The organism is Aureispira anguillae (genome assembly GCF_026000115.1).
Classification (GTDB): domain Bacteria; phylum Bacteroidota; class Bacteroidia; order Chitinophagales; family Saprospiraceae; genus Aureispira; species Aureispira anguillae.
This window is the reverse complement of sequence record NZ_AP026867.1, coordinates 6,522,545-6,545,938: the sequence shown is the minus strand read 5'-3', so window position 1 is coordinate 6,545,938 and position 23,394 is coordinate 6,522,545. Positions and strand designations below refer to the sequence as shown.

Below are 23,394 nucleotides of genomic sequence, written 5' to 3'. Positions count from 1 at the left end.
CTAAACTTTTTCAACTTTCACAGCACATTTCTTATAATCTGGCTGCTTAGAAATAGGGTCATAGGCATCAATTGTTAAGTCATTAATCAATAAATCCTCATCAAAGAAAGGAACAAAGACCATCCCTTCTGGGGGCACCCCTCTCCCATTGATCAAAGCTGGAAGCACAAGTGTCCCTCTACGAGAGGTCAAGCGAACCTGATCCCCTGAAAGAATCCCCATTGCTTTAGCATCCTTAGGATTAATTTCTACATAACTCTTTGGTACAGCCTGATGCAATACAGAAATTCGTCGGGTCATAGAACCAGTATGCCAATGCTCAATTACCCTCCCTGTATTTAACCAAAAAGGATAATCTTGATCGGGCACCTCAGCAGCAGGTTCATAGGGACGTTGCCAGATGACTGCCTTGCCATCAGGTTTTCCATAAAAATCAAAGCCTTCTTTGGTACAAGCAGGATCGTATTTGGCATTAAAACGCCATTGGGTTGATTTACCATCTACATAAGGCCACATTGCCCCTGCCTGTTTTTTGAGGACATCCAAGGGAGCCATATTGTGTTTTTTCCCTTCATGATGCCTTCTATATTCTTTATAGATTTCAGCAATATGCGTTTCCTTTTTATAATAAAATTGCTTGGTATAGCCCATTCTTTTAGCCACTTCAATCAACTGCCAAGTATCGCTCATGGCATTCCCTGGAGGCTCGATCATTTGTTCAAAATACTGCGTTCTTCGTTCTGAATTACCGTACATACCTTCTCGTTCTATCCACATTGCCGCTGGGAGAATAACGTCTGCAATTTCGGTCGTTGGAGTAGGATAAATATCAGAAACTACAACAAAGCGATCCTCTTTTAAAGCGCCCTTTCTATAACGATTAAGATGTGGCATGGTGACCATTGGGTTGGTGACTTGGATCCACATAAATTTAAGGTCTCCTCGATCCAAGGCTCTAAACATATCAACCGTGTGGTAAGTAGGTTTTGCAGGAATATTACTAACTGGAACATCCCATATTTTAGCTGCAAATTTTCGATGTTCTTCATTCATTACAACCCCATGTGGAAGCTTATGGGTTAGGGTTCCCACTTCACGTACCGTACCACAGGCACTGGGTTGTCCTGTTAGAGAGAAAGGGCTGTTTCCAGGAGTAGAAATTTTACCTACCAATAAGTGTATATTATAAATCAAATTATTAATCCATGTACCACGGGTATGCTGATTGGCTCCCATACACCAAAAAGACATTACTTTGGTATTGGCATTGCCATAAAGAGCCGCCAAATATTTGATGTTACTAGCAGAAACACCAGTAAGTGTTGCCACCTTTTCGGGCGTATAATCTTCCAAAAAAGTCTTATACGCCTCTAAGTCTATTTTTTCTCCTTTGTCCTTAAACTTATAATGCTCCTTCAGTCCATACCCCATTTTAGTTTTCCCCTTCATAATAGAGCAATATTTATGAACAAAGGTATCGTTCATCCACCCATTCTTGATAATTTCATAACAAATAGCATTAGCAATGGCTAGATCTGTTTGTGGATGAAAAAGAATAGATTTGTCTGCTGCTTTACTTGTTCGAGTGGTTCGAGTTGCCAAGTCAATAATTGTTACCTTACGTTTGCGTTTTTCTTCCAATATTCGAGAAAACAAAACAGGGTGCATTTCAGCCATGTTATTCCCCCACAAAACAAAGACAGTAGCATGATCAATATCCTCATAACATCCCATTGGTTCATCAACCCCAAAACTCGTTAAAAACCCTGTTACTGCTGATGCCATACAAAGCCTTGCATTCGCCTCTACATTATTGGTTCCTATGCACCCCTTAAACAATTTAGAAGCAACATAACCATCAGGAATTGTCCACTGCCCTGAACCATAGATAGAAACCGCATCTTTGCCGTGTTTATCAATCGTTTCTTTCATTTTAGAAGCGACCAAATCCAAGGCTTCCTCCATGCTTACTGTTACTAATTTTCCGCCTTTTCGAACAAGCGGTTGTGTCAATCGATCTTTACCGTACAATGCCATTACAGAATGATAGCCCTTCATACAGCATAATCCTTTATTAACAGAAGAGTTAGGATCTCCTTTCACAGCAACAGCTTTACCATTATCAATCCCCACCAACAAACCACAACCAACGCCACAAAATCTACAAGGTGTTTTTTTCCATTCCACTCCATCTTTTAGAGCAGCCTCATTAAGCTGATCTTCGGCAAATAAAATACCTGGAATCATTGTTGCAGCCGTTGCCATTGCTGCTGCTGCTGCCATTTTCTTTAAAAAATTTCTTCTATTCATTGTTATGGAATTATGTTCTAAAATTATTTGAGATTGTTTGTTGCTATTGCTCAACAAACGAGGTACTGCCATGCATTTATTCAATACATTAAAGTCCTTTAGAGCAGAGCTCTCTGTTTTCTAAATGTCATAACCAGAAACTAAGGATATGTCTTTGATGTGTTGGAGTTCTTTCAGGGCATCCAGCAGTAATTTTTCTTCCAAAGTAGTTCCAGTATCTGTAATCAATACAATCAATTCGTGATTGGTAGAAGGTAATACTTCACAACCATCCATTCGAGATAGTTCTTTTACCAGTGCTTTTTGTCGCTTAGCAACAGGAGTGACGAGGTAGCTTTTTACAGGCATGATTTTTTATTTTTTTGCAGGCAAACAATAGAGTTAAACTTTGCCCTCCTTTAACTTTTCAGTTCAAGCTGCTGCTAAATTTAGTAGTATATAAAATAAGTACCTGCCAATCCACTCACCTTATACAATACTCACAATCAAAAAGATAACTCATGCACACAAAATATCCATATATATAGTCATATAAAATGATCTTAATCAGTTATCGGCATAGAAGCCATCATTTTTTCAAAAAAAAAACGCAACTACCTTTGTTTTGGTAAGTAGTTAGTTCCTATTGTTCCTAAGTCTATATGACGCTTAATAATGGTAGGTCTTGATTTGAAAATTTAAATCCATTAAATATGAGCAACTTGATTAGAAATTCATTTGTAGGGCTTTTTGTCCTCTTTATGTTTCCTATAATTAGTCAGGGGCAAACCCTTCATATATCTGGCGAAGTTAGACCTCGTGCAGAATATAGACATGGTTACAAATCCTTAGCTGATTCCGCACAAAAACCTGCTTTCTATATTGACCAAAGAACAAGATTGACAATTGGTTTTGATTATAAAATGATTGAAACAAAGCTTGTTATTCAAGATGTAAGGACGTGGGGGAGTCAACCCCAATTAGTGGTAGCAGATGGGAATATGACGAGTATTCATGAAGCTTGGGGAAGGGTTTATTTTCATAAAAACTTTTCGATGAAGTTGGGACGACAAGAAATTAGCTATGACGACCATCGAATATTTGGTAATGTGGGTTGGGCGCAACAGGCAAGAAGTCACGATGCTATTGTATTAATGTATCAAGATTCGCTAATGCAAATTCATGGAGGGTTTGCCTATAATCAAAATGCCCCCAGCCTAAAAGGTACAATTTATACCGTTCCTAAAAGTTATAAAACGTTCCAATATCTATGGGCACATCGAAAATTTGGACCACTCTCTGCCAGCCTTCTATTTCTAAATAATGGCAAACAAGTAGTAGACATTAACAATAACGTTTACTTAGATTCTGCGGGTTATGGGCGGACTCATTTCACCCAAACCATTGGTGCTCGCCTTAGTTTTAAAAAAGCAGGTCTTACCGCTAACTTAGCAGGTTACTATCAAGGAGGACGAGAAGCGGATACACTAAATACGCTTGGAACATTAGTTAGTGCTTATTATTTGGGAGCAGATGTAAAGTATACCTTAGCAAAAAAATATACCATTGGTATAGGAGCCGAATTGCTTTCTGGCAATAATACAGTAGTAGATTCAAGCAATAACAATCCCATCAATACAAACAATGCCTTTAATCCTCTTTATGGAACCAATCATAAATTTAATGGTTTTATGGATTATTTTTATGTGGGCAATCACATTGCTAATGTTGGGTTAGTGGATCTATTCCTTACCTTCAAAGCAAAAATAGGAAAAGGTTTTGTAGGGCTCCATGGGCACTTCTTTTTGTCCAATGGTTTATTGGCTGACCCTAGTGATCAGACCCAAGCTGTTTTGCCCTATCTTGGTACTGAATTGGATTTCTTTGGGGGGTATAAAATTAATAAATGGACTGCTGTAAAACTCGGTTATTCTCAACTCTTTGGAAGCCCAAGTATGGTTGCATTAAAAGGAGGAAACATCAGAGCAACAAGCAATTGGGCTTGGTTAATGATTACCATTAATCCTAGTGCCACCATTAGCCTAAAAAAGAAGCAAGATCTCTAACTAATCCACAGCATAACGGTTAACCTAACATAAATTTAATTCGTCAATTTGAAGTCAGCCTTCAAATTGACGAATTTTCAAATTAGCAAGTATTACTCCTTGATAACTTTATACGTTCCTATTTCATTATCCACTTGCAATTTCAACAAATAAACCCCTGCTGCTTCCTTCAACTTCAAGTTCATAAAGCGGGTATTTTCCTTTTGGGTAGTATAGATAAGTTTACCACTAACATCTGTAATTTCAACTCGGATAGATTGATATAGTTTCCCCAAGTCAACCGCAAATTTTCCAGTTGTAGGATTGGGATAAATCTGTACAGGGCTAGAAATTTTGTTTTGCACAGACAAGCCCAAGGGGTTAACAATAATGGCATAATCTTCCACCTCTCCATCTACTCCATTCATACAAGCTGTAGGAGGAGCATTATAAAAACAAGCGACTCGCATTCTTGTTTCTCCAACAACAGCATTAGCAGGAACGGTAACCGTTACAGGTGACAAAGAAGTGGGACCATTGGTCGTGTTTTGAGCAAAGCCCATGTCATATTCTTCTCCAGGATCATCAAAATCAAAATCTCGATTCCAATCAATCCAAGCTTTGGCATAAATAGCATAATTGCCATCTGTATTCAAATTAACATTCAAATTATAATTATTAGTGACCACTACATTAGCCGAGTCTGTTGTTGTATAATCGGTATAAGGTTGTAATTTTGCAGAGGTTTTATTAATTCCTCCAAAATCAACAGCAGTGATGGAGGTAGAATAAGCCATATTACCACTAGCTGTACAATATTCTAATGCTCGCACGGTATACATAAACTTATAGGTTTCTGTTGTATCGCCGTTATTACCAACCGCATAAACCTTAAAGTACATTTTTGTTCCACCTGGGTAGTTGGGAATAGGCTGTATCGTTTGCCAAGTACTATCCATTGTATTCTGCATAACAATAGTGCTATCAAATGTAGGGTTGTCAATCGACCATTTAACATACACACTTGTCAAATTATTCGCATAAGAAATCACGGCAGTAACATCTTGATCCATTCCGTCCTTTGGCAATGTTGAGGTTGGAGGGTTGGTAATATTTGTAGTTAAAATTGCAGGAAAATCATTGCGTCCCACCAAGGTATATTCCCATAAACCTCTTCCCCAAGTAGCAGCTTTTAGCGTATTGGCTCCATACTGAATTTCTAAATCACGAACCGTTGTATTCGCCAGATTAGGATTGTATAGCGTCCAAGTCGTTCCATTCATAGGTTTATAATAAACGCCTATTTCGGCTCCAACATAAATATTGGAAGCATCGGTATGATCCACCACTACTGTCCTTAAAGGCATATTGCCCAAATTGTACGTAATATTCGTCCAAGTTTGCCCTAAATCATGGGATATATAGATTTTCTCATTGTCATTTTGGTAACGACTATAAGTGACTAATATCGTATTATCATCCTTGGGATCAAATGCAACATCTGTTATTGAATGTCCAGGCAATCCATTGGCAATACTCGTGTAAGTTTGCCCGCCATCTTGCGACAGCTCAATATCCGAATACCGCACTAAGATGATTCGATCCGAATTATTTTCTGCAACCGCTGCAACTTTAATGTTCCCCGTAAAACTAGGTGTTCCTACGGTATACCACCCGTCTCCAAATTCATCAGAAACATATAAACTATCCATGCAGTGGTAGACTTTCATTTGCAGATTAGGGTCAAACATAAGAGGTGCCTGCCAATCTCCATTTCCACCGTCAGGTGAATTAATACCATTTCGAGACTGCCCTCCATCTTGTGTGCGTTGACGAGTTCCAAATTGCCAGCTTCCAATCATCCACTGATCATTAAGCGGTTGAACAATCGCTTCCATGCCATCTCCACCATTCCATTCGATCCACCCTGAATCGGATAAAATACTCGTTCCATTATCCTGCGAACCTGCCATATGAACTTGCCAGTTAGATTGACTAACGCCCACGGCATAGAACTCTCTAATTCCTGTTCCGTCGTTCATTCTATACCAAGACAAACCATTGTTTGGGCTTTTACAAAGATAGCCATCCGTTCCAGCATAAAATACCCCATTAATACATTCAGCAGTTCTTAAATCTGCATGAATATAAGTGGTATCAGGATTTCCATTAGCCCAATCTGTTACTTGCGAAAAAGTATATCCTCCATCATTGCTAAAATAAGTATCCAAATAGCCATAATGCATGTGCAAGCTATCTGTATCCGATACTGCAAATCCATCGCAACTAGAAGGAGGGTTTACCAAAAACGTAAAGTTTTGCCCTGCATCATCTGAACGCCAAACGCCATTGTCGGAGGCAAAATAAACACAGTTAGGGCAAGCTGGCGTTACGGCAATAAACCCTTCCGCATCATTATTACCAGCAATTGTAGCTGAAGGAGAGAAAGTCAGCCCAAAATCTGTTGATCGTAAGATTAAAGACTGGTTGCTTCCCCAATAATAATTGTCATAAAGATAAATAATGTTGGCACTAGCAGGATGAAATTCAATGTCTGTAATATCCGTATTGGAGATCAACTGAGTCCAAGTTTGCAAATTGTCCGTTGAACGATAAAGCCCTTTAGATGTTCCAATAAAAACTAGACCTGCTATTGTTGGGTGATAGGCAATCTTATAAATTTGGTCATTATCTCCCAAACCTCCCCAACCTAAATTAGAAGGATTAAAATTTGTTAAAGTCCAAGTATTTCCAGCATCTCCAGACAGAAAAATACCATGAGATGCGCCATTGGTAGCATTTCGAATATTAATCAATACCGAATCTGCATCCGTAGGAGAAGCATCCATTGTATTCACCCCTGAAGCAATCAAAAAATCAGAGGTATTCTGCCAAGTTCCTCCCCCATCTCCTGTTCTCCAAAAGCCACCGCTCCTAGAGCCAAGGTACATTTGTTGAGGATTAGCGGGATTGACATAAAAACATTCCACACGCCCTATTCCTGGCGAATAATGTGTTGTAATGGTATTGGCATCATAAGGTCCTAAATCTTTCCAACCTGTTGGATACAAGCTCTCTGGTTGAGGATTATTACTTAAAAAATCATGATAAGCCTTCTTTAAAAAAAAGGGATCTATTGTTTTTCTATCTCCCGAAGGGTAATAACGATCTTCGTTCCATGCCCTCCAACGTTGGTAAGCTTTCCAACCTGATCCCTTGCCTTTATCATGCGTTTCAAAATATTTTTCAGCTTCCTTACAAACATCATAAAAATTGACATTCATATCGTTCATCAGCTGCTTATAATCCTGAGCCTCAGTAAGAATTGCAATACTACACAAGTAGACAACTCCTAATAATAGTTTGTAATTCATAAAATTGTACTTTAATATATGGTTTTTAACAAACTTTAAGATATTTTATTTCAAGTACTTCTACAATATTTTAATACATAGTTTGTACTATTCTGACCATTATTAAGTACTCCAACAACTGTTTTTTATTTAGGAGCAAACTGGTTATTGCCTCCAATTACAATTTTACTGCTTCCATAAATTGTAATCTGACTCTTAACAAAATCCGCTTCTTGAGCTTTATAAATATTATCCACATATTTTTGTGGATTTCGATCAATATAAGGAAACCAAGTACTATGAATTTGAATCATAATTCGATGTCCTTTTTTGAACGTATGCAAAATGTCTTGCAATGGAAAATCGACCTGTTCTACTTGGTGAGGCACAAAAGGTTGAGGGGTTGAAAAACTTTTTCTAAATCGCCCTCTAAACACCTCGCTACGAACCAACTGCTGATAACCTCCCATCTCAACATTGGCAGGAGTTGCCTTAGTAGCAGGGGCATTTTCAGGATATACATCTATGAGTTTTACCACAAAGTCCGCATCTGTAGTAGACAACGCTACGCTTAATTGTGCCATAATTTCTCCAGCCAAGGTAAAATCGTCCTCTAATATTTCTGTTTCAAATGTTAAGACATCTTTGCGTCTTGCAGCATGTCGCTGATCATCCGTCATAAATTTGCGAGGGGTAAATCCAACTGGAACAATTTCTGAGCGATGCGGAACAGGATCATTAGGATCACTAATATAGCTAAAAGAGGCGGTTTCCTCTACGGCTTGATCGATTAGCAATTGGTTGTTTTCTGCAAAACGAAGCGTGACAGGTTTTTCTACCTTAGGAGGCCATGTTTGAAATTCTTTCCACTCTTTTATTCCTGTATCAAAAAGATAAGCTTCTGGAAGTTTTATCTCCCCTTCATCTTTTAAATAAAACTCGAAGAACGGCAACTCAATTGTTTTTTGGTAAAATGTAGAAATTTTCTCACCAAAATAAATATGATTGACTGCCTGAATCCCACGTTCTTTAGACCAGTCGCCATGCGACCAAGGCCCCATAACCAAAGTATTTTTATTGTTTGTATTGTTTCGCTCTATATTTTTATAAATATTTAGAGGACCGTATAAATCTTCTGCATCAAACCATCCTCCTACAGTCATTACCGCATGGTTTACCTCCTTTAGATGTGGGAGAATACTCCTTTTTTGCCAAAAATCATCATAATTAGGGTGATCGACCATCTGTTCCCAGAAAAAGTTTCCTGTATAAACTTCACTCACATTTTTAATAGGTCCCAATGCCTTGTGGTATTCATAAGCATTATTTTCATCTAATTCCAAAGCATTCAACTGATCCCAACCACTATTGTACCAGCTCTTAGTTGTCGGTTCTTTCTTTTGAATACCAAAAACAGGAAAAGCCTTTAAATAACTCTGCAAGCAAGCTCCCATATGATGAAAATCATCAAAAAAGAAATCGCTAATAGGGGCTTGAGGAGATGAAGCTTTGAGCGCAGGATGTGCTTCGGGCAATGCCGCTGCTGTATAGAATCCAGGGTAAGAGATTCCCCACTGCCCTACTCTACCATTGTTATTTTTTATGTTTTTGAGTAGCCAATCTATCGTATCGTAAGTATCTGAGCTTTCATCAATATCTGTTGTATTCTTGAGATCATTGCCCTCAATATGTGGTCGCATATTATCAAAGGTTCCTTCTGACATATAACGCCCTCTAACATCTTGGTAGACAAAAATATATCCTTTTTCCATCAAATAAGGAGAAGGTCCCAATGAAGAACGAAAAACATCCTTTTCATAAGGTCGAACACTGTAACAGGTTCTTTGCATCAAAAACGGATAGCTTTTACTTTGGTCTTTAGGGCTGTAAACAACCGTATATAAGTGTACCCCATCTCGCATGGGAATCTTATAAACTGCCTTATCATAGTGTTTTTGGGCATAGCCCCGTTCTAATGCTGTTTGACTAAAAAAGGGGGTGCTTATGAACAACAAACAAAATAAAACTAGTACTCTCATTGTATTGTATTCTCTTATTAATTGATATTTTTATTGCTACGGAAATAGACGTTATCTATTAACATACAAATTTATCCTTAAAAAACATTAAAAGGTTCATTCAATACTATTTTAAATCAATCATCCATGGTTGAGCTAAAACATAAAAGCCACCTTGAATTGCTTCAAGGTGGCACATCACTAAAGAACTTATGGTATTATATGGGTTAAAATAAGTGTTCTGTCTTGCCTAAAAATTCCTAACCACTTATTTATCTTATTGGGTTTTATTTTAATTGTAATAATCCTGCATTTACGATTTGAGTATCTCCTTCTAGCTTAAATGTATAAACCCCAGCTGGAAGATTTTTTCTATCAAACTGCAATTGCTGTTTGCCTCCCTCTTGAGTTTGAGAATGCACTAACTGCCCTGCCATATCAAAAATACTTAAGTGTAATTTTTTATAGTCTTTGGATAAAACCTCAAAAATAGTAGTTTGTCCCATTGGATTAGGATAAACACGAACCGCTGCCTGTTCCTCAATCGTATTAACACCAGTAGTAGTAGCCCCTCTTAATTCATAAGAAAAACTTTGCTGTAAGAGATTGTTTTCTTCGATTACGATAGAAAAAATAGTAGCTGAGGGGGTCGGTAAAGTAATATTAAGCTCTAACTCATTGGTGTTTCCATTAGGGTTGGAGCTTGTAATTTGCGCATTGGGAAAAGCCGTTTCTAAAGAAGAGTAAGCCGAGTTATACGTAATTGCATCTCCTGCATCTTGATCTGCAAACGACATGCTAAAACTAAACGGTTGCGTAGAAGATGCATACTCTAAAGTATTAGCGTTTATAATTGTTCCACCAGAGGCATTGCTAATAGCAGGAGGAGGTAACATATTACCACTTCCCACATTGATAGGAAGTATTTGTAAAGAACGTCTGTGTTCGCCTATCTTTTGACCAGCTCTCCATTCTTCTACAATTACATCAAAAACTACAATTTGTGATCCTGTATTAAGCACACAGTCAAATTGACCTGTAGTACCTGAAAATGAAACGGCTGTTCCTGGCAGAATATCCAAAGGTTGTGCGGTAGTTAATCCTGCCATAAAGGGAACTGTTGTTGTTGCATTGCTCAAAGGAGCTGCTAAACTGAACACTAGCTGATCTCCATCTGGATCAAAACCACCCAATGCTACCGAAAAGTTAGCTCCCATACTTCCGTAAAAGATAGGGTCTATAAAATAAACAGGTGAATTGTTAACTACTGTATTATTAAAAGTAGATTCGATGTACATAGATGCTGCCCCAGGGTTTGTTAGGTTTGTAATTGCAGCATTTCGGCAACAAGAAGACCAGCTAAAGACCCAGTCGGTACACTGGTTAGGAAATGTAATCGTATCACTGTAAACATATTCCTCATACCCTTGAACCATCCCTCCCATACAGGAAGTTTGAGCACCAGGAATCGTTGTCACTAAAGTAGGTCCTGAGGTTTGATTTAAAATAATAGTGTTGTTTACATTGCAATTGATACTTTCCATCATAACGGAGATGTTGTTAGGCACACCAATCCCATTGCAATCTCGATACACATACAGGCTAACGACATAATCATTTCCTGAAACATGTTGGAAGGTAAACTCTGCTGCTGATAGGTGGGAGGCATCAGCTTTTGATGCAGTAAATAATAATAATAAAGTAATAATAAAGGTTGAAAACTTGTGTAACATAATCTAGAGGTTTTATTTGTAATAAATTACATTTTTTAGTTATACAAACTTACTCCAACCTTTATTATATAAAAAGAACAGTTCAATCTATCTATAGATTAAAATAAAACTCTAAATCATTCTTTTTCAAAACAATACTAATTATTTTATAGATTTAATTTATTGACAATACTTTTCTTTTAACGCTTTAAGTTCATCTTTTAATCGAAAGCGGAATTTTGCACTTTCTGCTGCACTCAACGCCTCGCAGCAAGCCGTTGTATTTCCTAAATTGGCATAACAAATTGCCATGTTTCGATAAGCATATGCATTGTCAGCATCCAATTCCAAAGACTTCTCTATAGAAAGCAAAGCCAAATCATAAGATTTTTCTTGCATTAAAATATACCCTTTATTATTATAAGCATAAGCATAATTAGGGTCTTGTGTGATGACCTTATTAAAATACTCTAAAGCATTGGGGTAATCTTTAATTTCTAAATAAATAAACCCCATATTATTCAACATATCAATGTTGTTAGGAAAAACGGTCAATGTTTTTTTGCCATAATAAAGTGCCTGAGATATATTTCCTACAGAGCTATACAAGCTAGAAATCAAAGGGTAACTTTCTGTATAGTTCGAATCGATTGCCAATATTTTCTCATGATAATCAATGGCATGCTCTAATAAACCTTGGCTTTCGGCTACAGTAGCTAAATTATCTAAAGCTTTCAAGTTTACAGCATCTAGTTCTAATGCCTTATTAGAATGTTTTACAGCCAATTCCATCTTCCCCTGTTTAGCGTAGCTTGCCCCTAGAGCAGCATGAGTAGCAGGATTATCCGCTTCCATTTTTATCGCCTCATTAAGATGTGTGATTGCCTTCTCAACCTGATCAATTGATTCGTATAAGATGCCAATTTCGGTATGAGCAATTAGCGCAGTTGGTTCAATCGTTAATATTTGATGGAGTTGGGCTATAGCCGCTTCTTTTTTGTCTTGTTCTTTGTAGATTACGACTAAGTTATAATGAGTAGCAAGGCTATTAGAATCCATTTCTAAAACCTCTTGATTCAGCTGAATAGCTTGTTGATAATCCTTTGCTTCATAGGCAGCTACTGCTTCAGCGCTTTTTTGCTCTATTGGATCTTGGCAGCTAAAAAGAAAGAAAATAGATAGGGCAGTTAATTGGAAGATATTTTTCATCTTACAGGATTTTCCAGATTAATAATGCCACAAAGATAGAGGATATAATTTAAAAATTGGAGATTCAAAAATAAGTTGCTCGTTCAAATCTCCAATTCATCTATTAATTCAAATATTTTCCTACAATAGGAATTCTGCGCCCCATACCAAATGCTTTTGATGAAACCCGCAAAATAGGGGCAACTTGTGCACGCTTAAATTCATTTCTATTGACCATTTTTAAGATTCTATGCACCAATTTCTCATCAAATCCCATAGCAATCAACTCTTTTGGTCCCTGACGCTTTTCAATATACTGATACAGCACTCCATCCAAAATATCATAATCAGGTAAACTATCCGAATCAAATTGATCTGGGCGCAATTCAGCAGAAGGTGGTTTTGTAATGATGTTAATAGGAATTACTTCTCCATCCTTATTCATATATTCAGAGAGTTCAAACACTTCTGTTTTATACAAATCAGCAATTACAGAAAGTCCCCCTGCCATATCCCCATAAAGCGTTCCATAGCCCACGGCCGCTTCGCTCTTATTAGAAGTATTTAGCAAGATGTTTCCAAATTTATTAGAGATAGACATCAATAACATTCCTCGAATACGAGCTTGGATATTTTCCTCTGTTACATCAAAACTCGTCCCAGCAAAATGAGGTTTTAATGCTGCTTCATACGATTTATAAATGGGTTCAATTTGTACAATATCATATTGGATATTTAGATTCTGTGCCAATGCTCTAGCATCATTAATAGAGTGGTCAGAAGAAAACTGAGAAGGCATTAACAATACTCGAACATTTTCGGCTCCCAATGCCCGTTGTGCCAAAACAGCCACCACTGCTGAGTCAATTCCCCCTGAAAGCCCCAAAACGGCTTTTTTGAGTCCTAATTTTCCAAAATAATCTCGTATTCCTGTCACTAAAGCATCATGAATCAAGGTCATTTTTTCCTTGGGCTGCTCTCTATGAACCCCTCCTTGCTGTACGGCTTCTAAATCATAAACTCGCATGCATTCTTCAAAATAAGGCAGTTCATCATAAACCTTACCATCTGGAGACATGACAAGCGATCCACCATCAAAAATAATTTCTGTTTGAGCCCCTACATGATTGACATAAAACATGGGCTTATTATACCGTTTGATGTTTTCTTTGAGCACATGAATTCTACTATTGGCATGGGTAAAACTAAATGGAGAAGCTGATAAATTGAGTATAAAATCAGGTTCTTGTGGTGCCAATTCATCTAAAGGGCAAATCGTATACAAGGGATTTTCATTTCCTACGTTCCAAATGTCTTCACAAACAGTCAAGGCGATTTTTTTTCCCTTGTACTGCACTACATTAAATACATTAGCTGGCTCAAAATAACGATATTCATCAAAAATATCATAGGTAGGCAAGAGCGCTTTGTGTTCAACCTGTTGAATCGCTCCATCTGCCAAAAAGTAAGCAGAATTGTACAAATCTTTTCCTTCTATCACTGGATTTCGGCAAGGCGCTCCAACCACAACAGCAATACCAACTGCTGCTTGGGCTAAGGTTGCTACCACCTCTTCACTGCGTCGTATAAAATCATCAAATTCCAAAAAATCACGTGGAGGGTATCCCGTTACCGCCAATTCCCCAAAAACAACAATATCTGCGCCTTGTTCCTTGGCAGAAGCTGTAGCCGCTAGCATTTTTTGTAAATTTCCTTCAAAATTCCCAATGTGGTAATTGAGTTGTGCAATTGCTATTTTCATCGTCTTTTCTTTTGTTTGAAGCAATTAGGCAAGTCCCTATCTATTGCTTGTTATTATATAGAGTTTCTTTATTTTATAACAATATTACTTTAACTTTGTTTATTTATTAAACTAAGCTTCTTTTATAAGGTATTTTTAAGTGATTTAGTTCCCTTTGTTTATGATTAGACTAAAAGTAGAGGCTTTTTTTGTATTTTTAGTTTAATTCCTTTTCTAAATAAAAATGTTGTAAAACATCTAAAATACTTAAGATAGATTGGGAGCAAAAAAAAGCTGTAAAGAAATATTATCTTCACAGCTTTTTTACGTTAGCGTATTTCCTTACAGAATACGGCATTACTTTACTTTAATTTTTATAAGTCCCTCATTTTTTTTCTTCTGAAAAACAGGAAATATGAATTCTGTATCCGAAATAGTCCGCATATCTACTTTAAAATCATAGTGTGTTGTGGCGGTTAATTTATCTAAATCAAAAAGCATCTCTTTTTTTCCATTACCATCTTCATCTAAAATAAAGGCAAAGACTCCACCATTTTTGCAGCTACTACAATAGGTCTTTATTTCATCAAAGTCAAAATCTTTATTTTTCTTATCGTCAAGATAAATAATATAATGTTTTCCATTCAATTCAAGATACTTATAAGATTCACATCCATAGGCTTCGCCGTTTTTAGGATTTAGGTTAAATATCTGGCTTTTCTGTAAACGCTTTGCCCATAAAAGATCGCCATCAAGATTAATTTTGCTCACTAAAACATCGCTATGATTTCCAATATCGCTAACTGTTCCCTTTGATGGAAAAAGATAAAAACCATTCACCTGTTCACTAATAAGCAAAAGGTTACCATCCTTCGTATTCTTAATTTCGATACCATTTAGATATTTTATTCCTTTGGTTGGTGTTCCTCCCTTTTTTTCTGCTTCATCTTGATTTTCAGTAGCAATTGGATAATAAGTTGGTGCTGTATTTTTTTCTAAATCAACACTCAAAAATCCTGCTGAACGAAAAAGTGCATCATCTTTAAAATACAATCCTACACAAAGAAGCCTGTCATTTGCATCTTTATGCAAGGTTAAACTGTGCAATAAGATATCTTTTAGACTATCTGCCTCAATTTTAGAAACACCATTTTTGTCGATTTTTAATACGATAATGTTATAGTTACATCTCCTATCTTTTTTACTAATTAGTTCACTATGAGACTCCCAATGATGCCATTCTAATTTGGGGTTGTCATCATTTTTGAAGACTTTTAGTATCGCATAATAAGTTCCATCATTATCCAACATTCCATTTTGCAAATCGTAAAATCGTTTAGGGGTATGCTTACCATAGATTTTATCTGTTTTCCAACTCAAATCCATCCCTTTTTCATAAACACACAATTTTTCATGGCAAGAGAACAATAACTTAGAACCGTCTTTTGATAATTTAAATTCTGGCAATGGAAAAAAAGAAACGTGGTGAAAACCATTTTTACGAAGATTTAATCTTTTGTTCTCTACTTCTAGAATTGCTACCTCATTTCCTAACTTACCTGTTTGTATATCTAGCTTTTGAAAAAAGCATTGAAGTGTTTTAGATTTTTTAGTTAAAATAGAAGAAAAGAACATAATATATTCTCCTTGAAACTGAATACATCCTATATTTTTTCGATTTTCAGGAAAATTTTTAATCGGAATGCTTTTTCTGTTTTTGAGTGTTTTAGCATCATGTGTTACAATCGTCTTTCCTTTTACACTTACAAGGGTCTCTCCTTCTAAAAAATAGCCTCCAATATTTTCTTTATTATAAATAGCTTGGCTACCACTCATTGGTGTCACATACAGTTTGCCTTCCTTTGGCAAAAATCCTTCATTTTCATCATAAGCGTCCCCTTCACTCATGATATAAGAAGAATTTTGGCTAAAAATAGGATTTGTAAAAAGGGTTAAAAATAATATAAATAATGTCATTCTCATAGGTTACATTTTTAGCAAAAAATCATATTAAATAATCCGCAAATGTAAGGTTTAATTAGCATTTCAACAGCAAAATTTATATTTTATTATACCTGTTTTCACTCCTGATACCAGCTAGCATATTTCACATAATTATCCGCAATTCGCTCTACGGTATCCTTAAACTGTTCAGGGCTTAGTTCTTTGACCTTTTTGGCAGGAATTCCCGCATAAATACAATGGCTCTCTAGATGAGCATTTTCTAGGACAACGGCTCCTGCTGCAATCAAGCAATTGGATTCAACGACAGCATGATCCATAATCATTGCCCCCATTCCAATCAATACATTATCATGAATGGTGCAACCATGGACAATTGCTCGATGGCCAATAGAAACATTATTCCCAATGGTTGTTTCGGCTCGTTGATAAGTACAGTGAATAATTGCAGCATCTTGAATATTGACCTTATTTCCAATCCGAATGCGATTGACATCACCTCGAACAACAGCCTGAAACCAAACGCTACAGTCCTCCCCCATCACCACATCACCTAAAACAGTAGCATTCTCTGCCAAAAAACAATTTGCTCCAAACTGAGGTTTTTTCCCCAACACTTTCTTAATTAATGCCATAGTTCATTTAGTTTTTTTGATTCTTTAAATAATACTTCGTGATTTTTTTGTTTTCTTAGATAAAACATTACTCCGTTAAAAACCCGAACAGAGCTTGCGACCTCCCGAATCCAGCTTGCTGGCTCACGAGTGATAACGAACCGACCTCAGGGAGCTCATAAGCGCTAGCGCACTAGCTAACCTAGCAGCGCAGCTACCTCGAAGAAGCAGCGAAGCTAAACACAGTGAGCAACAAGACTCACGTAGTAATGTTAAAATAACTTTTATTTTGTTAGCATAAAATGGTTTCCAGTTGAATCTTAATCACATTAAGTAGCAGTATTTTTTTATTTTTGAAACGTTAATACCTTTAGAGAATTGATCTAGGGCATACTAGTTGTTTTATCTAAAACACTGCTCCTTCCCCTGCTTTTCTCTTTGAAGTTGTTTATTAGATCGTAAGTAATCGTTCACAATAATTTACAGGAAAAAATAAATCTTTTTACACGACTTTTCATTTAAAAGTTTTGTCTTAGCAAGCTAAAACTTCAACTTTTTTCTTTGATTAGCACTAAAAATAATTATTTTTTTATCGATACTTTTTTATGCCCGCTTACTTAAAAACTCATTTCTATAGTGCATTATCTACTTTTTATATCGCTGTTGTTTGTTTATTCCTCTAGTTCTCTATGGGCACAAGATTATTTAATTAAAAGCCCACTAAAAGATAGAGATAAAACCGCAAAAACCCACACACTATTCAATTATGACTCTACTGGTTTTTATGCATTGAGGTTTGACAAACATCTAAGCTATGCCGAATTGGAGCATTATGATACACTTTTGAATTTTAAAAAGGCTTATGTAGTTACAAAAAAAAGCCGAAAATACATTGGTGTTGTCAATATTGCCAGCAAAATGTATCTACTGTATTTTAGGTATGTTGAAAATCGGCGAGAAAACACACATGACAAAGTAAGTTTGTACGCCAAGCAACTAGACCCCGATAGTTTTGCCTTGGTTCAAGATTCGGTAGAATTGATCAAACCGTTTAAAATGACCTCTAATTATTACCGAGGTAATTTCGCAGTTTCTCCTGATCGCAGCAAAATTTTGGTCTATGATTATGAAGAAGAGGGAGATATTGATGATGTGAGTGGTTTGACCAATGAAATTACGGTTCGGGTCTTTGACAGTACCTTTAAGTTATTGTGGAAACGCAAGGTTAACTTATCCCCTGATGGTGGAGCCAAGCGCACGGTTTCAATCAAAAAACTACGCATTAATAATCAAGGAGAAGTCGCTATTTTGACCGATATATTTAGAGATACCAGAAGTTATAGCCTAAGAAAAGTAACCGCTGATCCTACGCTATTTTTTGTAGGAAGAGAAAAGAACAACTTTGCTTTATTTAAGCCCAATTTAGGCAACTTTTATTTTAATCAAATCAATTTCACCTTTGATACCGAAGGTAATATTTTATGGTTTGGGTTCTATTCTAAACAAAAATATTTTCAACAAAGAGGGATCTTTTTTATAAAAATTAATAAGGATAGAACAAAAATTTTGGTCAAAAAAAGGCATGAATTTACAAGGGAGCAAATTGCACAATTACTCAATAGAAAACAGGTAAATGACAAAGCAGAAGCTCGCTCTTATAAATTGGTTCATTGGCGATTAACTCCAACAGGAGGGCTCGTATTATCTGCCGAACAACAGCCTTCTACCAGTTACAATTTTAGAAGCAATGACATCTTGGCTTTACGCCTAGATTCAGAAGGGGAAATCCAATGGTTTCGCCATGTTTATAAAAGTGGAGAACAGGCTCGCAAACAAAAAGTATTTCTCTCTCACTATCTATTTACTAGGGGAGACAATGCCTATCTACTCTTTAACAAAGGCCTATATTCTGACGGCTATGCTTCTGCTGTAAAAATCAGTTTGGATGGAACGCAAATGCAACGAAAATTCTATAGTTACCAAAATCAACAAGAATTGTTTTGCCCATTATTATCGTTCCGACTAAAAAGCCCCCAAGTATTTATCTGTTTGCAAGATCGTTTCTTTAGTAGCTATCGATTTGCATTATTAGACATTGAAAAATTATTTCGACCAAAATCTAAGTAGTCTCATGGAAAAGGAGTTAGAAGAAGACTATATCAGCCGAATCAATAAGGTGATACACTATATAGAGGAACATTTAGAGGCCAATTTATCTTTAGAAAAGGTCGCTAAGATTGCCCATTACTCTCCTTTTCATTTTCATAGAATTTTCAAAGCAGTAACCAATGAAACACTAAATGCTTATTTGACTAGAAAACGCATAGAAAAGGTCGCATCTATTTTGATGAGAAAAAAACAAGTCAGCATTACATCGCTTGCGCTTCAGTACGGTTTTAGCAGTAATTCTTCTTTTTCAAGGACATTTAAACGCTTTTATGGCGTTAGTCCTCGTCAATTTCGTCATTTAAACCCAAGTAGATATAGCAAGATCTGCCAACTCGATCGCAAGAATGGGCAAGTCACCTCTCCATTTGAAGCATATATTTGCAACATTAACAATCATAAAAAATGGATTAAAATGAATGCAAAAATTGACATTAAAGAACTCCCTGCTCGCCACTTAGCCTTTATCACACATATTGGAAGCCAAGGAGTAGAAAAGACTTTTGGCAAATTACTAAAATGGGCTAGATCCCAACATTTACTCCAACAAGCCAACAGCAAATTACTTAGAATTTTTCACGATAGTTATAAAATAACAGCCCCTAATAAAGTTAGAATGAGTGTTTGCATTACCCTCGATTCCCCTATAGAAGTAGGTGGAGAAATTGGGTTAACCAGCCTTCCTAAAGGGAAATTTATTGTTGGGCGGTTTGAAATAGGCATCACTGAATTTGAAAAATCTTGGAGTAGCCTTTTTATATGGATGGGGGAACAAGGTTACCAAAAGGCAGACCAAGATCCTTTTGAGTTATACCACAATAACTTTGAGGAACATCCCGAAAAAAAATTCATTGTAGATCTGTGCATTCCTATTGAGTAGGGTGCTATCAATCATCCCCCCTAAATGAAAATATTTAGGAGGGGTGACCATTCTTTTACTACAAGCATTGAGGATTGATTCCCAATACATATTTTTTAACAACTTCTATCATAGGAGCCGATTCAGCCCCTAAAAAACCTTCTATATCCTGATCCGTAATTTTTTGTGCATAGGCATCTGTCAAAGCCTTAGAAATTGGCAAATAAGACCAGTGCCACTTTTCTTCTTGATAGCCGTCTGGTCGATCGGGTCCCATTTCGGAATAAACTTGGCAAAACCCATACTCCCCAGCATGAGCCACCAACCATTCGTATTCTTTGAGCCCTTGCCCTTTTTCAAAATACTCAGGTTCTAAATTATTAATATCAATATCCGTTCCCCAATGGTGGCGTGAAGTGCTTGGCATAGAGCTCCAACGTAAAATTTTAATGGCTCGCCCTTTGGGATCTTTAACCGTTTTAGGCAGCATTTTTCCATCTACTTTTCTTCTCCCTGTCCATTTGGCCTCCCAAATTGATTTTTGAACATTAAACGGTCTTGTTGCAGAAATAATGCGCAGTTGAATCCCCTCTTCCTGAGCAGCAGCATGCATTTTTTTAAAGCTTTCTAAGGCTTCTTTTCGCATAAACAATTCCTTTTGAGCATATGGACTGGGCACCTTAGCAAAACGCTCATCTTTAGCAGGGTCAAATTTTCCCATTAGATATTTTTTGCTAATTTTTTCCATAATTGCTTTGCGTTTTTCTGGCGAAATATGGTCATCAAACTGGATCAAACTGTCTGGAATTTCGGGAGCAGAAGTATCCTGTGGTTGCAAAACCATGCTATCGGCAGTAATAGAACGATTAGAAGTCGTTGCGGTTGCTGTATTGGCATCATTACTACAGGAAATAAGCCCCCATACTGTTGTTATCAAAACCACTAAAAATTTATTATTCATATCTTTATTTTTGGAGTCGAACAATCAACTGTCGATTTTTACACTTTTTTTAATCAATTCTCCATTGCAACTCACCTCTAACAAATAATGCCCTGCCTCTAAATGTCGAATATTCAAGGGAAAGTTTTGATAGCCTGCTTCTGCATCAAATTCTCGAACAAAAACCCGATTTCGTTTGGTATCAAACAATTCAATAATCACCTTAGAAGGTTCTCTTATACTTAAAGGCACTTGAAGTTGCCCCGAATGCACACTTCCTTTTATGGTCTCCAAAGATTCGCTCCCTAGGGTTCGAACTTCCATGTATTCTTGGACAAACTCTTTGCCCGAACGATCAATGGCAGCGATTCTATAATAATATTTTCCTCCTCTCTTAGAGGTTCTATCGGTATACTGATAGATTTGTTGCTTGCTAGCAGAAGGTCCCAAACCTTGAACAATTCCTACCGTTTTCCAAAAAATCTTATTGGTAGAGACCTGTATTTTAAATTTCACCTTCTCCACCTCATAAACAGACTTCCATTTTAAATGCACTTCATTGTTTAAAAATTGAGCTGAACTAGCCGCTATTTCCATCAAAATCTGAGGTTTTTTAGGAACAAATCTACTAGGATTTTGATTGTATAAAGTAATATAGTCTGCTCCATCAATTTTCCACAGATCAATATTAGCAGGCATATAAAAGCGATTATCGTCCCAAAGCTGACCTACTTGGCTCGCATTTTCTGTTTTAATGGTTCTAATTTCTATTTTATTCAGGTCTACAAAAAACCACTTTACTTGATTAAAAGATCCAATTGCACGGGTCCAACTTTTGCCATCATCAGGATCTCTCAACGGAGCTCCCCAGCCCCCTTCACCAACAAACACCGTTCCTGTAGGGTCTTGAACAAAACCTTCATCATACCCTGGTTCTGAACTATTGTTGCTCGCTCTCAAAGGCCAAGTTATTTTTGACATATGCGAGTCACATTCTAAGGCCAACTGTATTCCATAAAGATGAAACAATTTGCCCCAATGTATGCGCATATACTCCTGTTCATGTTTGCGACGAGTATGAGGGCGGATGGGATGATGATACTGAGCCATTCGCCAAGCAATTTTCTGGCTTTCTTTTAAATCACGCTCTAACCAAGCCAACTGGCTACTATTGGACGATTGCATGCTATTGAGCGTATAAATTCTCATCAGACCTCTAGCGAATGTCAATCCATAATAAACCATTTCGTGTGGCACATCAAACATATCAACGATAGAAGCATCCGAGCGCTCATGATTTCCCCTTGCCGTAACAACGGCTGTCATACGCCCATCCTCCCCAATCGTCAATTGCCAATCGTCCAACCATTCTTGCCATTCTCTATTGCTATCCCCTCCTGTCATATCGCCAGCAAAAAGTACAAAATGCGGTCGGCAACGAGCAACAACTTTATTGGCATTTTGTCGTGCAATCTTATGGTTTCTAGAATCGCCACCACCAATAATAGATAGACGGCTTTCGTGCTCATCTGGCAAGGTTTTGAATGAAAAACGCTTACTGACACCTTCACTATCTTTTATTACAAAAAAATAAATTGTATTGGGGCGCAACTTTGTTAAACGAGCAAAATGATTGTGCATTCCTTTGGCATGCACCGTGCGTTTAGGATAGGCTTGATGAGCATACTTATTATAGTCCTGACCATTGTCCATGGTACCATAATAGACCATAGGATTATTTCCTGTTATTTGTTCCCATCCTATCGTTAATGTTGTAGAAGGTTCATCTCTAATCATACAACGATACCGCCCTGTTCGAGCATAAGTATCCATTACCAAAATTGCAACTATAAAAAAAATACACCAAAGCTTTCTCACAAAAAATATATTTAATTCCCAAATAGACGAAATAACGATTGTACTATACGACACTATTTTTAATAATAACTATTATTTTAGTACAGGACAAACTTAAGTATACTAAATTCTTCTAAGATTTAATAAGAAAGCCCAACTCCTATTCAGAGTTGGGCCTTATTTCGCCTTAATTAATCTTTATTAACAGAATTTATCAAATGCCATTTTTAAATTAGCGGCAATTGCATCAGCTGTATTTCCTTCAATATGATGACGTTCTAAGAAATGAACCAAACGACCTTCTTTGAACAAAGCAATAGAAGGAGAAGAAGGAGGATAAGGAAGCATAAATGCTCTCGCCTGATCAACAGCAGCTTTGTCAACTCCAGCAAATACCGTTGCCATATTATCTGGCAATTTGGCATTTTGAGCAGCCATCTTAACACCTGGTCTACAATTTCCTGCGGCACAACCACAAACCGAATTAACCACCACCAAGACAGTGCCTTCTTTTTTGCTCAATAGTTCATTAACAGCTTCTGCGGTTTTGAGTCCTTCGAATCCAAAATCCGTCAAATCTTTTTCCATTGGTATCGTTAAATGCTCTGGATACATAACATTATTTTTTTAGATAATACGATTTTATTTCT

Annotated in this window: 15 protein-coding genes; 3 read left to right on the top strand and 12 right to left on the bottom strand. The window is 36.9% G+C overall.

All coding sequences use genetic code 11. The features are described 5' to 3' along the window. Together AsAng_RS25550 and AsAng_RS25545 are read right to left on the bottom strand one after the other, a co-directional pair. Positions 1–2,310 (bottom strand): molybdopterin-dependent oxidoreductase, encoded by a 2,310-nt coding sequence (locus AsAng_RS25550; RefSeq protein ID WP_264789971.1) that lies wholly within the window; start codon positions 2,308–2,310, stop codon positions 1–3. A gap of 120 nt (positions 2,311–2,430) precedes the next feature. Then, on the bottom strand, positions 2,431–2,658 hold the full coding sequence (locus AsAng_RS25545) for a hypothetical protein (protein ID WP_264789970.1): 228 nt from the start codon (positions 2,656–2,658) through the stop codon (positions 2,431–2,433). 344 nt (positions 2,659–3,002) lie between these two features. Between AsAng_RS25545 and AsAng_RS25540 the strand changes: the two genes are divergently transcribed. Then, the gene (locus AsAng_RS25540; protein ID WP_264789969.1) at positions 3,003–4,355 is read left to right on the top strand and encodes an alginate export family protein; all 1,353 of its coding nucleotides are present in this window, start codon (positions 3,003–3,005) and stop codon (positions 4,353–4,355) included. Positions 4,356–4,447: 92 nt separating this feature from the next. On the opposite strand, the gene AsAng_RS25535 is transcribed toward AsAng_RS25540, so the two are convergent. The 7 genes from AsAng_RS25535 to AsAng_RS25505 all read right to left on the bottom strand — a co-directional run bounded on the left by AsAng_RS25535 (position 4,448) and on the right by AsAng_RS25505 (position 16,943). After that, positions 4,448–7,708 (bottom strand): GEVED domain-containing protein, encoded by a 3,261-nt coding sequence (locus AsAng_RS25535; protein ID WP_264789968.1) that lies wholly within the window; start codon positions 7,706–7,708, stop codon positions 4,448–4,450. Between the two features lie 125 nt (positions 7,709–7,833). Further along, on the bottom strand, positions 7,834–9,726 hold the full coding sequence (locus tag AsAng_RS25530) for a CocE/NonD family hydrolase (RefSeq protein WP_264789967.1): 1,893 nt from the start codon (positions 9,724–9,726) through the stop codon (positions 7,834–7,836). 266 nt (positions 9,727–9,992) lie between these two features. Beyond that, positions 9,993–11,438: a T9SS type A sorting domain-containing protein gene (locus AsAng_RS25525; RefSeq protein WP_264789966.1), complete on the bottom strand. Its 1,446-nt coding sequence runs from the start codon at positions 11,436–11,438 to the stop codon at positions 9,993–9,995. Positions 11,439–11,597: 159 nt separating this feature from the next. Further along, positions 11,598–12,626, bottom strand: coding sequence for a tetratricopeptide repeat protein (locus AsAng_RS25520; RefSeq protein ID WP_264789965.1), 1,029 nt, complete (start codon positions 12,624–12,626; stop codon positions 11,598–11,600). Between the two features lie 103 nt (positions 12,627–12,729). Next, complete coding sequence (locus AsAng_RS25515) at positions 12,730–14,367, bottom strand: NAD+ synthase (RefSeq protein ID WP_264789964.1); 1,638 nt, start codon at positions 14,365–14,367, stop codon at positions 12,730–12,732. A 336-nt stretch (positions 14,368–14,703) separates the two neighbouring features. Further along, positions 14,704–16,329, bottom strand: a complete 1,626-nt coding sequence (locus tag AsAng_RS25510; RefSeq protein ID WP_264789963.1) for a hypothetical protein — start codon at positions 16,327–16,329, stop codon at positions 14,704–14,706. A 98-nt stretch (positions 16,330–16,427) separates the two neighbouring features. After that, positions 16,428–16,943, bottom strand: coding sequence for a gamma carbonic anhydrase family protein (locus tag AsAng_RS25505; RefSeq protein ID WP_264789962.1), 516 nt, complete (start codon positions 16,941–16,943; stop codon positions 16,428–16,430). A gap of 615 nt (positions 16,944–17,558) precedes the next feature. Here AsAng_RS25505 and AsAng_RS25500 point away from each other — a divergent pair. Both AsAng_RS25500 and AsAng_RS25495 read left to right on the top strand, forming a co-directional pair. After that, positions 17,559–19,049 (top strand): hypothetical protein, encoded by a 1,491-nt coding sequence (locus AsAng_RS25500; RefSeq protein ID WP_264789961.1) that lies wholly within the window; start codon positions 17,559–17,561, stop codon positions 19,047–19,049. Between the two features lie 4 nt (positions 19,050–19,053). Then, positions 19,054–19,968, top strand: coding sequence for an AraC family transcriptional regulator (locus AsAng_RS25495; RefSeq protein WP_264789960.1), 915 nt, complete (start codon positions 19,054–19,056; stop codon positions 19,966–19,968). Positions 19,969–20,026: 58 nt separating this feature from the next. On the opposite strand, the gene AsAng_RS25490 is transcribed toward AsAng_RS25495, so the two are convergent. The 3 genes from AsAng_RS25490 to AsAng_RS25480 form a co-directional block, all read right to left on the bottom strand. Then, positions 20,027–20,908 carry a M15 family metallopeptidase gene (locus AsAng_RS25490; RefSeq protein WP_264789959.1) on the bottom strand — a complete coding sequence of 294 codons (882 nt, stop codon included), beginning with the start codon at positions 20,906–20,908 and terminating at the stop codon, positions 20,027–20,029. Between the two features lie 24 nt (positions 20,909–20,932). Continuing rightward, the gene (locus tag AsAng_RS25485) at positions 20,933–22,765 is read right to left on the bottom strand and encodes a purple acid phosphatase family protein (protein WP_264789958.1); all 1,833 of its coding nucleotides are present in this window, start codon (positions 22,763–22,765) and stop codon (positions 20,933–20,935) included. Between the two features lie 180 nt (positions 22,766–22,945). Next, a complete protein-coding gene (locus AsAng_RS25480; protein ID WP_264789957.1) occupies positions 22,946–23,359 on the bottom strand; it encodes a BrxA/BrxB family bacilliredoxin in 414 nt (137 codons plus the stop codon). Positions 23,360–23,394: the final 35 nt, after the last annotated feature.

What these genes read in the sequence shown, in the direction of transcription:
- AsAng_RS25540 (WP_264789969.1), top strand. Translation starts at nt 3,003, where the DNA reads ATGAGCAACTTGATTAGAAATTCATTTGTAGGGCTTTTTGTCCTCTTT.
- AsAng_RS25480 (WP_264789957.1), bottom strand. Translation starts at nt 23,359, where the DNA reads ATGTATCCAGAGCATTTAACGATACCAATGGAAAAAGATTTGACGGAT.
- AsAng_RS25550 (WP_264789971.1), bottom strand. Translation starts at nt 2,310, where the DNA reads ATGAATAGAAGAAATTTTTTAAAGAAAATGGCAGCAGCAGCAGCAATG.
- AsAng_RS25490 (WP_264789959.1), bottom strand. Translation starts at nt 20,908, where the DNA reads ATGAATAATAAATTTTTAGTGGTTTTGATAACAACAGTATGGGGGCTT.
- AsAng_RS25525 (WP_264789966.1), bottom strand. Translation starts at nt 11,438, where the DNA reads ATGTTACACAAGTTTTCAACCTTTATTATTACTTTATTATTATTATTT.
- AsAng_RS25545 (WP_264789970.1), bottom strand. Translation starts at nt 2,658, where the DNA reads ATGCCTGTAAAAAGCTACCTCGTCACTCCTGTTGCTAAGCGACAAAAA.
- AsAng_RS25520 (WP_264789965.1), bottom strand. Translation starts at nt 12,626, where the DNA reads ATGAAAAATATCTTCCAATTAACTGCCCTATCTATTTTCTTTCTTTTT.
- AsAng_RS25515 (WP_264789964.1), bottom strand. Translation starts at nt 14,367, where the DNA reads ATGAAAATAGCAATTGCACAACTCAATTACCACATTGGGAATTTTGAA.
- AsAng_RS25495 (WP_264789960.1), top strand. Translation starts at nt 19,054, where the DNA reads ATGGAAAAGGAGTTAGAAGAAGACTATATCAGCCGAATCAATAAGGTG.
- AsAng_RS25510 (WP_264789963.1), bottom strand. Translation starts at nt 16,329, where the DNA reads ATGAGAATGACATTATTTATATTATTTTTAACCCTTTTTACAAATCCT.
- AsAng_RS25530 (WP_264789967.1), bottom strand. Translation starts at nt 9,726, where the DNA reads ATGAGAGTACTAGTTTTATTTTGTTTGTTGTTCATAAGCACCCCCTTT.
- AsAng_RS25535 (WP_264789968.1), bottom strand. Translation starts at nt 7,708, where the DNA reads ATGAATTACAAACTATTATTAGGAGTTGTCTACTTGTGTAGTATTGCA.
- AsAng_RS25505 (WP_264789962.1), bottom strand. Translation starts at nt 16,943, where the DNA reads ATGGCATTAATTAAGAAAGTGTTGGGGAAAAAACCTCAGTTTGGAGCA.